The organism is Rhodococcus sp. UNC23MFCrub1.1 (genome assembly GCF_000686025.1).
Classification (GTDB): Bacteria; Actinomycetota; Actinomycetes; order Mycobacteriales; family Mycobacteriaceae; genus Rhodococcoides.
On sequence record NZ_JMLQ01000001.1, the window covers coordinates 335,868 to 349,380 of the forward strand.

The window sequence follows — 13,513 nt, forward strand, 5'->3', positions numbered from 1 at the left end:
GAACCTTGCTTGAATCCCGACGTCAGCGGGCATCATCGACCCATGGGACTCACAGTGGCAGTGACCGGTCCGACCGGCGAGATCGGCATGTCGGCGGTGGACGCGCTCGAGCGCGATCCGGCCGTGGACCGCATCCTCGGCATGGCGCGACGACCGTTCGACGTGGACGAGCACGGCTGGACCAAGACGGAGTACCGGCAGGGCGACATACTCGATCGTGAGGCGGTGGACGCCTTCGTCGCCGAGGCGGATGTCGTGGTGCACCTCGCCTTCCTCATCATGGGATCGCGTGCCGAGAGTTCACGGATCAACCTGGCCGGGACTCGCACCGTCTTCGAGGCGACGGTGGCCGCCGCGCGGCCGACACGGCTCGTCTACACCTCGTCCGTCGCCGCGTACGGCTATCACTCGGACAACCGGGTGCCGCTGACCGAGGACACGCCGACGCGCGGATCGAAGGAGCACTACTACTCCGAGCAGAAGGCCGAACTCGAGGAGGTCCTCGACGAGGTCACCGCGGGATCGGACCTCGAGGTGTACGTCCTGCGGCCGTGCATCGTCGCCGGCCCGAAAGCGCCCGCCCTGGCCGATTCCATGCCGTGGCGCTCGATCGCCGCCCAGCTCCCCGCACCACTGGGGGCCGTGGTCGGCGCTGTGCGTCCGGTGTTCCCCGACCCGGGACACCCGCTGCAACTGGTGCACCACGACGACGTGGCGACGGCCATCGCGCTCGCCGCGACCACGGACGCACCTCCCGGCCCGTACAACATCGCGGGCGACGGGGTGGTGTCCCTGTCGCAGGTGGCGGCCGCGCTGGGCGCCTTCCCGGTGCGGGTGCCGTCCCTCCTCGGGTCTGCGGCGTCGGCGGTGATCCGCACTCTCCCGTTCGTCCCGTCGATGGTGGAGTGGGTGCACGTGGGACGGACGTCCGTCGTCATGGACACCTCGAAGGCCAAGCGCGACCTCGGGTGGCATCCTGCGTACAGCAGCTCCGCCACCCTGAACGCCCTCGTCGCGTCGCTGTGACACGACGGGGAGTTGCACCGGGTACGAGCACCCCACTAGCGTGACTCCGCGCACTTGAACACCGTTCAAGTGGTTCTCGCTCACGCCACGCACAGGAGTCCCGACCGTGTCCCCTCGTTTCTCGGCTCGTGACCTCGCTCAGGTCGCCGTCTTCGCGGCACTGATCGCGGCACTCGGCCTTCCCGGCTCCATCACGGTCGGCATCAGCGGTGTGCCCATCACCCTGCAGACCCTCGGCGTCATCGCCGCGGGCGCGGTTCTCGGCGCCCGCAAGGGTGCGGCCGCGGTACTGGTCCTGCTCGCACTCGTCGCGATCGGCCTCCCGTTGCTCGCCGGCGGACGCGGCGGTCTCGGCGTCTTCGCGGCCCCCAGCGTCGGGTACCTCGTCGGATGGGTCGTGGGCGCCTTCGTCATCGGCGCGCTCACGCGGCTGATCGTCCCGTCCTACCCGCTGTGGGCCGGTCTGCTCGTCAACGCCGTGGGCGGCATCGCCGTCATCTACGTCTTCGGCGTCCTCGGCCTCCTGCTGCGCACCGACCTCGGCGTAGGGGCGGCCATCGCGTCCACGGGCGCCTACGTTCCCGGCGACGCGGTCAAGGTCGTCGTCGCGACCGTCGTCGCGAAGGGCGTGCACCGCGCCTACCCCGGTCTCGTCGCGCCGCGGCGTCGCGCGACCGTCGGGTCCGCCGCCTGACATGGTGCGCTCGTCCCCGCGCGATCCGATCCTGCTGGCGGGACGGCGGACGGCGATCGGCACGGCGGGGCATGCGTTCGCCGACCTGACGGCCGCCGACCTCGCGGCACCCGTCCTCGCCGACGTCGCTCGCCGGGTGCACCATCTCGGCCGCATCGACGACGTCGTCCTGGGCAACTGCCTCGGTCCCGGCGGCGACCTCGCTCGGGTCGCCGCGCTGCAGGCCGGTCTCGGTCACCACGTTCCCGGCGTGACGGTCGACCGCCAGTGCGGCTCGGGCCTCGACGCCGTGGCCCTGGCCTCGTCCCGTGTCCGCGCGGGTGACGACGCCCTGATTCTCGCGGGGGGAGTCGAATCGGCGAGCACGGCGCCGTGGCGTTTCCACGCCCCGGTCGGCGACGGGGGTCCGCAGCGGTACACGCGCGCACCGTTCACCCCGCGCGGTCACCCCGACCCCGACATGGGCACGGCCGCGGACGATCTCGCCCGCACGCTCGGCATCGACCGGGAGCGACAGGACGCGTACGCCGAACGCTCGCACCGACTCGCCTCGCAGACGGACTTCTCGGCGGAGATCGTCACCGTCGCCGGGATCGATCGGGACGAGCGGGTGCGCAGCGGACTCACCACGGCGCGTCTGAGCAGGCTGCGTCCGGCGTTCTCCCCCGACGGCACCGCCACCGCGGGCAACTCGTGCGGCATCTCCGACGGCGCGGCCGTGCTCGCCGTGACGACCGCGGACCGGGCCGACGGCCCTGCCCTGCGTGTACTCGGCTGGGCCGTCGCCGGGACGGATCCCGCGCTCCCCGGACTGTCCCCCGTGCCCGCGGTCCGCGCCGTCCTCGACCGCTGCGGAGTGGACCTGTCCGACGTCGGGATCGTCGAGATCACCGAGGCCTTCGCCTCGGTGGCCCTGGCGGCCGTCGACCGGCTGGGCATCGATCCGGACATCGTGTGCCCGCACGGAGGGGCCATCGCGCTCGGACACCCGTGGGGCGCCTCCGGAGCGATTCTCCTCGTCCGGTTGGCTGAGCAGATGGCCACGACCGACTCCCCCGCTCTCGGTCTTGCGGTGTGCGCCATCGGCGGTGGTCAGGGCATCGCCATGCTCGTGGAACGAGTCGGAGCATGAGCGTGATCCGGTTCGATCACGTCTCGCACGGATACGGCGATCGGCCCGTGCTGCGCGACATCGATCTCGAGATCACCGAACACCGCGTCGGCATCGTCGGATCCAACGGCTCCGGGAAGTCGACCCTGGCCCGCATGATCAACGGTCTGGTGTCGCCGAGTTCCGGCACCGTCACCGTCGACGGTCTGAACGTCGCGCGCAAGGGTGGCCAGGTGCGACGGAAGGTCGGGTTCGTGTTCACGGACCCGGACAACCAGATCGTGATGCCGACCGTCGCCGAAGATCTGGCGTTCTCGCTGCGCCGCACCGGAGCGTCGAAGGACGAGGTGGCGGACCGCGTCGCCGACATGCTCGACCGTTTCGGGCTGGCCGGTCACGCCGATCATCCCGCGCACCTGTTGTCCGGCGGACAGAAACAGATGCTGGCGATCGGCGCAGTGCTGATCCGCCGACCCGAGGTCCTGGTGGCCGACGAACCCACCACGCTTCTCGATCTCCGCAACTCCCGCAAGGTCGGCGCGGTGTTCGACACTCTCGAGCAGCAGGTCGTCGTGGTGACACATCACCTCGATCTCCTGACGAACTTCGATCGCGTCATCGTGATCCACGACGCTCGGGTCGCCCACGACGGACGGCCCGCCGACGCCCTGCCCGCGTACGAGGCGCTGCTCGAATGATCGGCCTCTACCGACCCGGTCACTCGCTCCTGCACCGACTTCCGGCCGGGTGGAAGCTTCTGCTGCTCATGGTCGGCGTCATCGCGGTCATCGCCCTCGTTCGCCGACCGGTCGACGTCGCGGTCGCTGCCGGCGTGGTTGCCGTTCTCTTCGGGATCGGGGGCATCGGCCCGCGGACCGCACTCGCGCAGATCCGGCCGCTCTTCTGGATGATCGCGATCATCGCGGTGTTCCAGGTGATCATCACGACCCCGGCCCGCGCCGTGGTCGTGTGCGGGATTCTCGTCGTCACGGTGGCCGCGGCGAGTCTGGTCACCCTCACCACCCGGGTGACCGCGATGCTCGACGTGTGCGGCAGGGTCCTGGAACCGTTGCGGCGCTTCGGCGTCGACCCCGACCGCATCGGACTGCTGCTGGCACTGACGATCCGGCTCGTCCCCGTCCTCACCGGCATCGTGCACGAGGTCTCCGACGCACGGAAGGCCCGCGGACTGCAGTGGTCGATGACCGCGCTGGCGACACCCGTGGTGGTCCGCGCGCTGCGGACCGCGGATGCGCTGGGAGACAGTCTCGTCGCCCGCGGTGTGGACGACGACCGGGACGAGGACGCGTGATCGCGGACTCGATCGACGAGCGCATCGGTCGTCGCGCCCGGGACCGTCCGGACTCGCTCGCGGTCGTCGCCGCGGACGGCAGTCTCACCTATCGTGAGATGTGGGATCGGTCGGGACGCGTCGCCGCACGCCTGCTCGGTGCGGAGCGAGTGGCCGTACTCCCGGCGTCCGATCTCGGTTCCGTCGTCACGGTTCTCGGCGCGATCCGTGCAGGTTGCTCGCTCGTCCTCCTGCACCGCCACCTGCTTCCCGACCACCTCGCATCGGTTCTCGAGATCGGTCGCCCCGCTGCGGTGATCGCCACGGAGCGCGGGCGGACCCGGCTGCGTCGACTCTGCGTCACCGGCACGCTCACCTCGCCCGACGACCTCGCCGCCGCACCCGCGGTCCCCCTCCCGGCACCGGACGAGGCCGGAGAACTGTTGGCGGGGTTGACCTCCGGCACGTCGGGCACTCCCAAGCTCTTCGTCCGCTCGCGGCGATCGTGGTCGCGCACGCTCGATCGGTCCGACGAGGAGTTCACCGTGGACCGGCACTCCCGGGTGGCCGCACCGGGCGTCCTGGACCACACCCACTTCCTCTACGGACTGGTGCACGCGCTCACGCGAGGTGCTGCCGTGGACCTACGGCCCCTCGAGTCGTGGTCCTCCGCGGGAGACGTCGACCCGACGCACGTCTACACCGTGCCCACCCTCGCACACGACATCGCCGTGTCCAGCCGACCCGGGCTGGCGCAGGTCCGAGAAGTGTTGTCCTCGGGTGCTTTCTGGCCGCGCTCCGGTCGCGACGCCCTGTCCGCTCGCGTTCCCGGCGCTCGGCTCGTCCACTTCTACGGCGCCTCGGAACTGTCATTGGTGGCCGTGGACTCCTCCACCGAACCGGTTCCCGACGGCTCCGCCGGGCGGCTCGTCTCGGGTGTCCGCACGAGAACCGTGGACGGGGTCGTCAGCGTGCACAGCGACATGCTGTTCGACGGATACCTGACCCACCCCGATCACGCGGAACCGTCCGACGGGCCCGTGAACGGGTGGACGGCCGTGGGCGATCGAGGCGAGATCCGCGGCGGGTGGCTGTTTCTCGCGGGCCGCAGTTCCGACACCATCGTGCGCGGCGGCCTCAAGGTGGAGCCACTCGATGTGGAGACCGCCCTGCGGGGGTTTCCCGGCGTGCTCGACGCGGCGTGTGTGGGCGAGCCGGATCCGAGGATGGGGCACGTCCCGGTCGCGGCGATCACGGTCTCGGAGCCGGTCGACCGCACCGCTCTGCGGCGTCGTCTGCGGGCGCACCTCGAGGCACCGGCGATGCCCACTCGCGTGGTCACGGTGCCCGCGCTCCCCCGCACGGCCCGCGGCAAGCTCGACCGCCCTGCCGTCCTGGCGATGATCGCGACCGGGCCTGGATCCTGACGGCTCGCTGTGCTGCGGACGTATTGTCCGAACAAACTATTGACTTCCCTTGTGATGTGGATTACACATATGTCGGGCCGCGACCGAACAGGTCACCGGCTCGATCCATTCCAGTCGTACCCAGTATGTCGCCGCGTTGTTCTCTCGTCGGCGTTCGAGAAAGAGACCGAATGACACGTCATTTCACCCGTCGGGGCACTGCTGTCGCTCTCGGCGTGGCACTGAGCGTCAGCCTGGCAGCGGGCTGCTCCAGTTCGGGCGGCGCACCGGAGTCCTCCGGTGACGGCGGCGGCAACGCCGGCACGGCCGACACCCCGCGCGCCACGATCGCGATGATCACGCACGAGGTTCCCGGTGACACGTTCTGGGACCTCATCCGCAAGGGCGCCGAGGCGGCTGCGGCCAAGGACAACATCGAGCTGCGCTACTCGGCCGATCCCGAGGCACCGAACCAGGCCAACCTGGTGCAGAGCGCCATCGACTCCGACGTCGACGGCATCGCGGTCACACTGGCCAAGCCCGACGCCATGGCACCCGCCGTCGAGGCCGCCACGGCCGCCGGCATCCCGGTCGTCGCCTTCAACTCCGGTTACGACGCGTGGAAGGACCAGGGCGTCCAGCAGTACTTCGGCCAGGACGAGACCATCGCCGGCCAGGCCGTCGGTGCGCGTCTGACCACCGAGGGTGCGAAGAAGACCCTCTGCATCATCCAGGAGCAGGGCCAGGTCGCCCTCGAATCCCGTTGCGCGGGTGTGACACAGGGCTTCACCGGCGGTTCCACCGAGATCCTGAACGTCAACAGCAAGGACATGCCGTCCGTCGAGGCCACCATCACGGCCAAGCTGCAGCAGGATCCGACCATCGACCACATCGTCGCCCTGGGCGCCCCCATCGCGCTGACCGCGGTGCAGTCCAAGGCGAACGCCAACTCCGAGGCCACGGTGGTCACCTTCGACACCAACGCCGCACTCGTCGAGGCCATCCAGAGCGGCGACGTCGCGTGGGCCGTCGATCAGCAGCCGTACCTCCAGGGCTACCTGGCCGTCGACTCGCTGTGGCTGTACCTGAACAACGGCAACACCATCGGTGGCGGCACGCCCGTTCTGACCGGCCCGGCCTTCATCGACTCGACGAACATCGACGCGATCGCCGAGTACGCCAAGGGCGGCACTCGCTAGCCTCCACGCACACGAGATCCGGTGCAGAGATCCGCGTTCACCGCGGATCTCTGCACCGGATTCGTCGTCGTGGGGTCAGGTCAGGTCGTTGTTCTTCGTCTCCACCAGTGCTCGCGTGCAGATCAGACTGAGCACCGACAGGAGCGCCAGCATGACGCCCACGGCGATGCTGCCGAACTGCGCCGTCAACGGAGCCGCCAGCAGCGGTGGGATCGCACCGCCGAGCACGCCCGCCAGGTTGTAGCCGAGACCGGCACCGGTGTAGCGGAACCGGGTCTGGAAGAGCTCGGGCAGCAGCGCACCGGTGGGGCCGTAGGCGATACCGAAGATGGACAGGGTCACGCACATCGCGATCACGTACGCCGTACTCGAACCCGAGTCGAGGATCGGGAACAGGGCGAGCGACCAAGGAACGGCCACCGCGCAGGAGACCATGATGACCTTGCGCCGACCCACCCGGTCCGAGAAGGTGGCCGACAACGCGATGGTGATGCCGAAGATCACCGCGCCGACGATCCCGGTCCACAGCACGAACGGCCGGTCGAAGCCGAGGGTCTTCGTGCCGTAGCTCGTGAGATACGCGGTGCCCATGTAGAACAGCGAGAACAGCGACGCCAGCGCACCGGCCGCGAGCAGCACCTCGCGCTTCTGCACGTGCCACGCCTCAAGCACCGGGAGCCGGGTGGGAGCGGACGGCGTCGCCGCTGCGGCGGCCTGATCGGCCTTGAACACCGGCGTCTCCTCGATCGCCAGGCGCATGTAGAGACCGATCAGCACCAGCACGGCGCTGAAGAGGAACGGGATCCGCCAGCCGTAGTTCAGGAACGTGTCGTTGGTGTCGCCGAACACGGCGCCGGTCACCAGGAACGTCGCGCTGGAGAGGATGAAGGCGGCGGCCGGACCGAGCTGCGGGAACATGCCGTAGAAGCCGCGCCGCTTCGCCGGTGCGTACTCGGCGGTCAGCAGCGTCGCTCCCGCCCACTCGCCGCCGACGGCGAAGCCCTGCCCGAATCGCAACACCACCAGGATGATCGGTGCGGCGACGCCGATGGTCGCGGCACCGGGGAGCAGCCCGATGACGAAGGTGGAGACACCCATCAGCAGCAGCGTCGAGATCAGCGTCTTCTTGCGACCGATGCGGTCGCCGAAGTGGCCGAACAGCACGGCGCCCGCGGGGCGCGCGATGAAGGCGACGGCGAAAGTGGCGAACGAGGCCACGGTGCCGGCCGTCGATCCCAGTGCCGGGAAGAACACCGTCGGGAACACCAGCGCGGCCGCGGTGCCGTAGATGAAGAAGTCGTAGAACTCGATGGTCGTTCCGATGCCGCTGGCGACGGCCACCTTGCGGACGCTCGTGGCGGGCGGTGCCGCGACGGGTGGTGCCGAGGTGGCGCGCGCCGTCGCGTCGTCCGGCGAAACTGTGGTCATGGTTCTCCATCCGAGGTGAGGATCGTCCGAATCGTCGGACTCGGGAGGAACGTATGTGACCTGAACCACTCCCACCACCCTCCGAAGAGGGGGGCGGGATCCGGCGGGCGGGCGGTCGCCCGGCGCTACGCTCGACCGATGATCGTCGATGCCCTGCTCGCCGTACTCCCCGCCGATCGAGTGGTGATCGATCCCGACGTCATGGCGTCCTACCAGCACGACGAGGCCGAGTGGGCACCGTCCGCGACTCCTCTCGCGGTGGTGCGTCCCGCCACGGCCGACGAGGTCCAGGCGACGGTACGGGCGTGCCTCGCTCACGGCACCGCCGTCGTGACCCGCGGCGCCGGAACAGGGCTCTCCGGGGGTGCGAACGCCACCGCGGGGTGCATCGTCCTCGCTCTCGACCGCATGACCGCGATCACCGAGATCGATCACCTCGAGCGGTACGCCGTCGTGCAGCCGGGTGTGGTCAACGACGATCTGCGCGCTGCCGTCGCGGAGGTCGGCCTGTGGTATCCCCCGGATCCGGCGAGTTCGCCGTGGTCGACCATCGGCGGCAACGTCGCCACCAACGCCGGCGGCCTGTGCTGCGTGAAGTACGGCGTGACCCGCGACTACGTCATGGGCATGGAGGTGGTCACGGGCACCGGTGAGAAGGTCCGACTCGGCCGACGCACCGCCAAGGGCGTCGCGGGCTACGACCTCGCGGGACTGATGGTCGGCTCCGAGGGAACACTCGGCGTCATCACCGAGATCACCGTGAAGCTGCGCCCCCTGCAGGACCCGCAACGCACCGTCGCCGGGTACTTCGACTCGATCGTCGACGCGGGCCGAGCGGTCGCCGCCGTCGCCGCCGCCGGACTCACCCCCTCCGCTCTGGAACTGGTGGACAGGCAGTGCCTCCTCGCGGTGGACGCGTGGAAGAACATGGGACTGTCCGTCGACGCCGAAGTGGTGCTGCTCGGCCGCGTGGACACCCCCGGGCAGATCGGTGACCAGGAGGCGGAGAAAATGCTCGCCTGCTTCGACGAGGGCGGCGCCACCTGGTCGGCGGTGTCCACCGATCAGGAGGAGGCGGACGCGCTCTTCGCGGCGCGGCGCCTGGCCTACCCGGCCATGGAACGACTGGGCCCGGTGCTCACCGAGGACGTGTGCGTCCCCAAACGCCATGTGCCGGAAATGCTGTCGCGGATCGAGAAGATCGGCATCGCCCACGACGTCGTCATCGCCAACATCGCCCACGCCGGCGACGGCAACCTGCACCCACTGCTCATCACACCCCCGGGCGACGACGCCGCCCGAGCACGCTCGCAGGCGGCGTTCGCCGAGATCATCGACGCTGCACTCGCCCTCGGCGGCACGGTCACCGGCGAGCACGGCGTCGGCCTGCTCAAGATGCACGGACTCGTCCAGGAACTCGATCCGGTGGTCCTCGCGATGCACCGCGCGGTCAAGGACGCACTCGATCCGCAGGGCATCCTCAACCCGGGCAAGGTGTTCGACCAGCTAGGCTCGCCCGTGTGACCGACACCCCCGCACGTCCCGTCATGCCCGACGACCTGCGCGAGTTCGCCGAGGCGGCAACAGGATTCATGCCCGCCGACGAGGGACTCGCGCTCTTCGATGCCACCGCCGAGTTCCTGGGCGACGGCGTGGTGGTGGAGATCGGCACCTACTGCGGCAAGTCGACCGTGTACCTCGGCGCCGCGGCGCGCGCCACGGGCGGCCGTGTGGTCACCGTCGACCACCACCACGGATCCGAGGAGCACCAGGTCGGCTGGGAGTACCACGACACCACGCTCGTCGACCCGGCCACCGGTGCGCTGGACACTCTCGGACGATTCCGCCGCACCCTGGCGGGGGCGGGCCTCGAGGACGTCGTCGTCGCCGTCGTCGGCCGTTCCGGCGACGTCGCCACGCTGTGGAAGCATCCCGTCGACGTGCTGTTCATCGACGGCGGCCACACCGACGAGGCGGCCACCGTCGATTTCCAGGGGTGGGCGCCGTGGGTCGCGGTCGGAGGCGCCCTGCTCATCCACGACGTGTTCCCGGATCCGGCGGACGGCGGGCAGGCCCCGTACCGCATCTACCGGCGTGCCCTCGACAGCGGCATGTTCACCGAGAACCGCGTGGTCGGCTCACTGCGAGTGCTGGTGCGGACCTCGGGTCAGCCGGGCACGCTCGCCGGGTAGGACTCCCCCGCGCAGCCGCAGCTGCGATGCGCGCCGGAGAGCCCGACGGGCAGATCGTCCCCCCGGAAGATGCCGGATCCGGCACTGGACCGGGACAGGGCGTCGGCCGCCAGAATCATGGCTCCGGTGGTCCACGTCGTCCTCTCGACGGGCCACCGCTTGCCGTCCGCGTAGACCAGCCCGGTCCAGTACGACCCGTCGTCCTCCCGCAGGTGCTGCATGCTTCCGAGCAAGCCCGTCGCCACGTCGACCCGGTCCATCGCGTCGAGAGTCAGAACCAGCTCACACGTTTCGGCACCGGTGACCCACGGTCGGTCGTCGACACAGCGGATGCCGAGCCCCTCCACGACGAAGTCCGACCACCGGTCGTCGATGCGCCGCCCGGCCGCCGGTCCGCGCACGGCGCCGCCCAGGATCGGGTAGTACCAGTCCATGGAGTACGACGGCTTCGGCGTGAAAGCCGAGAGGTGATGCCGCAGAACATGACCCAACCGGCCGACGGCGACCTCCCAGTCCGGCTGCGGGTCGCCGATGTACGCCGCGAGGGCCAGCGCGCACCGCAGACTGTGGTGGATGCTGGCGTTCCCGGTGAGCAGGGCCTCGGCACGCGATCCGTTCGGCCCTGCGGCCCAGGCGATCTCGCCGCGGTCGGTCTGCAGACCGAGGACGAAGTCGACGGCGCGGCGCACGGTGGGCCACAGGGCCAGGGCGAAGTTGTCGTCGCCGGTGACGAGGAAGTGGTGCCACACTCCCACCGCGATGTACGCGCAGAAGTTGGTGTCGGCGCCGGCGTCCTCCACGACGTCGCCGCGCAGCCGGATCGGCCAGGTGCCGTCGCTGCGCTGCGTGCGCCGCGACCACTCGTACGCGGCGTCGGCCTCCTCGACTAGGCCCGCGGCGCTGAGCGCCATGGCCGATTCGACGTGGTCCCACGGGTCGAGGTGCCCGCCCTCGGACCACGGAATCGCCCCGGACCGGACCTGGACGGCGGCGATGCTGCGCGCACTGGCGAGACACTGCTCGGCGGACAGGATTCCGGGAACCGACGGCGTCACGTGATCAGTGAGCGCCACGTCCGGCCCCCGGTCCGCCGATTCCGGTCTCCGGCTTGCGCAGGTAGATCACCACGGACTTGCCGATGACGGGATTCAGGACCTGCTCGAGCACTCGGGTGGTGCGCGGGGCCTTCATCATGTCCCACACCAGCATCGAGTGATAGCCGCGCACCAGCGGGTGATCGTCGTTCCGCACCCCGACCGCGCACTTGAGCCACCAGTACGGAGCGTGCAGTGCGTGCGCGTGGTGGGTGTGCGTGACCTCGAGGCCGGCCGCGGTGAGCGACGCCGCCAACTCACTCGCACGGTAGATCCGGACGTGGCCACCCTCGTTCGCGTGGTACTCGTCGGAGAGGGACCAGCAGACCCGCTCGGGCAACCAGCGCGGGACACTCACCGCCACCGTGCCGCCGGGGCGCACCACGCGCGCGATCTCGGCGATGGCCGACGCGTCGTCCGGCACGTGCTCGAGCATCTCGGACACGATCACCCCGTCGAACCACTCGTCCGGGAACGGCAGGGACAACGCGTCGCCGACGACCGTCTCCGCCGTGGCGGACTCGGGTACCTGCTTCTCCTCGGCCATCGCGCCGAACATGACCTTGACCTCGTCGAGTTCGTCCGCGTTCTGGTCGAAGGCGGTGACATGGGCCCCGCGGCGGTACAACTCGTAGGAGTGGCGCCCCTGGCCGCACCCGATGTCGATGACGCGATCGCCCGCACCGAAGCCGAGCCGGTCGAAGTCCATCGTCAGCATGTCGTCTCTCGATTCCCTCGTCCACGGCGATCGGCGATCGCCTTCTCGTACTCCGCGACGGTCGCGGCGGCCACCGCCGGCCAGCCGTAGGTCTGCGTGGCCCGTTCCCGCCCGCGCTCGCCCATGGCGCGTCGGCGGGGCTCGTCGTCCAGCGCGCGCATCAGGGCCCGCGCCAGGGCGTCGCTGTCACCGGGAGGCACCAGATCGGCGCAGAGCCCGTCGGGGCCCACGACCTCGGGGATCGCCCCGGTGCGGCTCACCACGAGGGGGGTCGCGCAGGCCATGGCCTCGATGGTCGGGAGCGAGAAGCCCTCGTACAGCGACGGCACGCAGGCCACGTCGGCCGACGCCAGCACGCGCGCCAGTTCGGCGTCGTCGAGACCGCTCCGCGTCCGCACGATGTCGTCGATACCGAGATCGTCGATCAACGTCCGGGTCGGCCCTGCGGGGTCCACCTTCGACACCAGTTCGAGTTCGACATCCCGCTCGGTGCGCATCTTCGCGACCGCCTCGAGAAGGTGCCGCACACCCTTGAGGGCGACGTCGGCACTCGCGACGGCGACGATGCGGCCGGGAACTCGCGGCGCCGCGCCGGGGGTGAACACGGTGGTGTCGACCCCGAGCGGGACCACCGTCACCGCACCCGGAGCGACCCCGAACGCGTCCACGATGTCCACCGCGGACGAGCGGGACACGGTCAGCAACCGCGGGATCCGGCGCGCCACCCGCCGCTGCATGGTGAGGAAGCCGTACCAGCGCCGCACGGTGATCCGTCGTCGCCACGGCGCCCCCGCGAGGTCGAGGGCACGGTCGCGGGTGATGGGGTGATGAATGGTGGCCACGAGTGGCAACGGGATGCGCAGTAGTCCGTAGCTCAGCGACTGGTTGTCGTGCACCACGTCGAACTCGTCGGCTCGCGCGCGCAGCAGACGAGCGGCGCGTGCCCCGAACGTGCGGGGCTCCGGGAACCCGGCCGTCCACATGGTCAGCACCTCGGACACGTCGACCAGGTCTCGAATCTCGGAGGGCCGCGGGGTGCGGAACGGATCGTCGTCTCGATAGAGGTCGAGGCTCGGTACTCGCGTGAGCCGCACCCGCGGGTCGAGATCGGGATAGGGCTGACCGGAGAACACCTCGACCTCGTGCCCCTCGTCCACCAGCGCTCGACTCAGACGCGCGACGTAGACACCCTGACCGCCGACGTGGGGCTTGCTCCGGTAGGACAGCAGAGCGATACGCACGTGGGTCCCCCGAGCTGTCGCGGCAGTGTGATGGCAGACACCCTCGCCGCGGTGGAACCGGCGATCATGTCCCGATGTGTCTACCACCTTCCGTTCTTCTCGAATCCACACGA

13 protein-coding genes are annotated in these 13,513 nt (G+C 70.1%); 9 read left to right on the top strand and 4 right to left on the bottom strand.

From position 1 onward, the window contains the following. Positions 1 to 42: 42 nt before the first annotated feature. From BR07_RS0101600 to BR07_RS0101630, 7 genes are all read left to right on the top strand, one after another. Positions 43 to 1,026, top strand: coding sequence for an NAD-dependent epimerase/dehydratase family protein (locus BR07_RS0101600; protein ID WP_027503950.1), 984 nt, complete (start codon positions 43 to 45; stop codon positions 1,024 to 1,026). A gap of 106 nt (positions 1,027 to 1,132) precedes the next feature. Continuing rightward, positions 1,133 to 1,720 (top strand): biotin transporter BioY, encoded by a 588-nt coding sequence (locus BR07_RS22825; protein ID WP_037183888.1) that lies wholly within the window; start codon positions 1,133 to 1,135, stop codon positions 1,718 to 1,720. A gap of 1 nt (position 1,721) precedes the next feature. Beyond that, the gene (locus tag BR07_RS0101610; RefSeq protein ID WP_027503951.1) at positions 1,722 to 2,852 is read left to right on the top strand and encodes a thiolase family protein; all 1,131 of its coding nucleotides are present in this window, start codon (positions 1,722 to 1,724) and stop codon (positions 2,850 to 2,852) included. Further along, a complete protein-coding gene (locus tag BR07_RS0101615) occupies positions 2,849 to 3,529 on the top strand; it encodes an energy-coupling factor ABC transporter ATP-binding protein (protein ID WP_027503952.1) in 681 nt (226 codons plus the stop codon). Before BR07_RS0101610 ends, BR07_RS0101615 begins: the two co-directional genes overlap by 4 nt. Further along, complete coding sequence (locus tag BR07_RS0101620; protein WP_027503953.1) at positions 3,526 to 4,143, top strand: energy-coupling factor transporter transmembrane component T family protein; 618 nt, start codon at positions 3,526 to 3,528, stop codon at positions 4,141 to 4,143. Before BR07_RS0101615 ends, BR07_RS0101620 begins: the two co-directional genes overlap by 4 nt. Then, a complete protein-coding gene (locus tag BR07_RS0101625; RefSeq protein WP_231476103.1) occupies positions 4,140 to 5,549 on the top strand; it encodes a class I adenylate-forming enzyme family protein in 1,410 nt (469 codons plus the stop codon). Before BR07_RS0101620 ends, BR07_RS0101625 begins: the two co-directional genes overlap by 4 nt. Before the next feature lie 170 nt (positions 5,550 to 5,719). After that, positions 5,720 to 6,727 (top strand): substrate-binding domain-containing protein, encoded by a 1,008-nt coding sequence (locus tag BR07_RS0101630; protein WP_027503955.1) that lies wholly within the window; start codon positions 5,720 to 5,722, stop codon positions 6,725 to 6,727. A 75-nt stretch (positions 6,728 to 6,802) separates the two neighbouring features. Here the strand turns inward: BR07_RS0101630 and BR07_RS0101635 are convergent, their stop codons facing one another. Next, a complete protein-coding gene (locus BR07_RS0101635) occupies positions 6,803 to 8,155 on the bottom strand; it encodes an MFS transporter (RefSeq protein ID WP_027503956.1) in 1,353 nt (450 codons plus the stop codon). A gap of 138 nt (positions 8,156 to 8,293) precedes the next feature. On the opposite strand from BR07_RS0101635, the gene BR07_RS0101640 reads away from it, so the two are divergent. Both BR07_RS0101640 and BR07_RS0101645 read left to right on the top strand, forming a co-directional pair. Then, positions 8,294 to 9,679, top strand: coding sequence for an FAD-binding oxidoreductase (locus tag BR07_RS0101640; RefSeq protein WP_027503957.1), 1,386 nt, complete (start codon positions 8,294 to 8,296; stop codon positions 9,677 to 9,679). 23 nt (positions 9,680 to 9,702) lie between these two features. Then, positions 9,703 to 10,347 (top strand): class I SAM-dependent methyltransferase, encoded by a 645-nt coding sequence (locus BR07_RS0101645; RefSeq protein WP_037184236.1) that lies wholly within the window; start codon positions 9,703 to 9,705, stop codon positions 10,345 to 10,347. Here the strand turns inward: BR07_RS0101645 and BR07_RS0101650 are convergent. The 3 genes from BR07_RS0101650 to BR07_RS0101660 are packed head-to-tail and all read right to left on the bottom strand — an operon-like array spanning position 10,323 to position 13,400. After that, a complete protein-coding gene (locus BR07_RS0101650; protein ID WP_027503959.1) occupies positions 10,323 to 11,420 on the bottom strand; it encodes a prenyltransferase in 1,098 nt (365 codons plus the stop codon). The two genes, BR07_RS0101645 and BR07_RS0101650, sit on opposite strands and share 25 nt — an antisense overlap. Next, the gene (locus BR07_RS0101655) at positions 11,407 to 12,159 is read right to left on the bottom strand and encodes a class I SAM-dependent methyltransferase (RefSeq protein ID WP_027503960.1); all 753 of its coding nucleotides are present in this window, start codon (positions 12,157 to 12,159) and stop codon (positions 11,407 to 11,409) included. Before BR07_RS0101655 ends, BR07_RS0101650 begins: the two co-directional genes overlap by 14 nt. Continuing rightward, positions 12,153 to 13,400 (bottom strand): glycosyltransferase family 4 protein, encoded by a 1,248-nt coding sequence (locus BR07_RS0101660; protein WP_027503961.1) that lies wholly within the window; start codon positions 13,398 to 13,400, stop codon positions 12,153 to 12,155. Before BR07_RS0101660 ends, BR07_RS0101655 begins: the two co-directional genes overlap by 7 nt. Between the last annotated feature and the right edge of the window lie 113 nt (positions 13,401 to 13,513).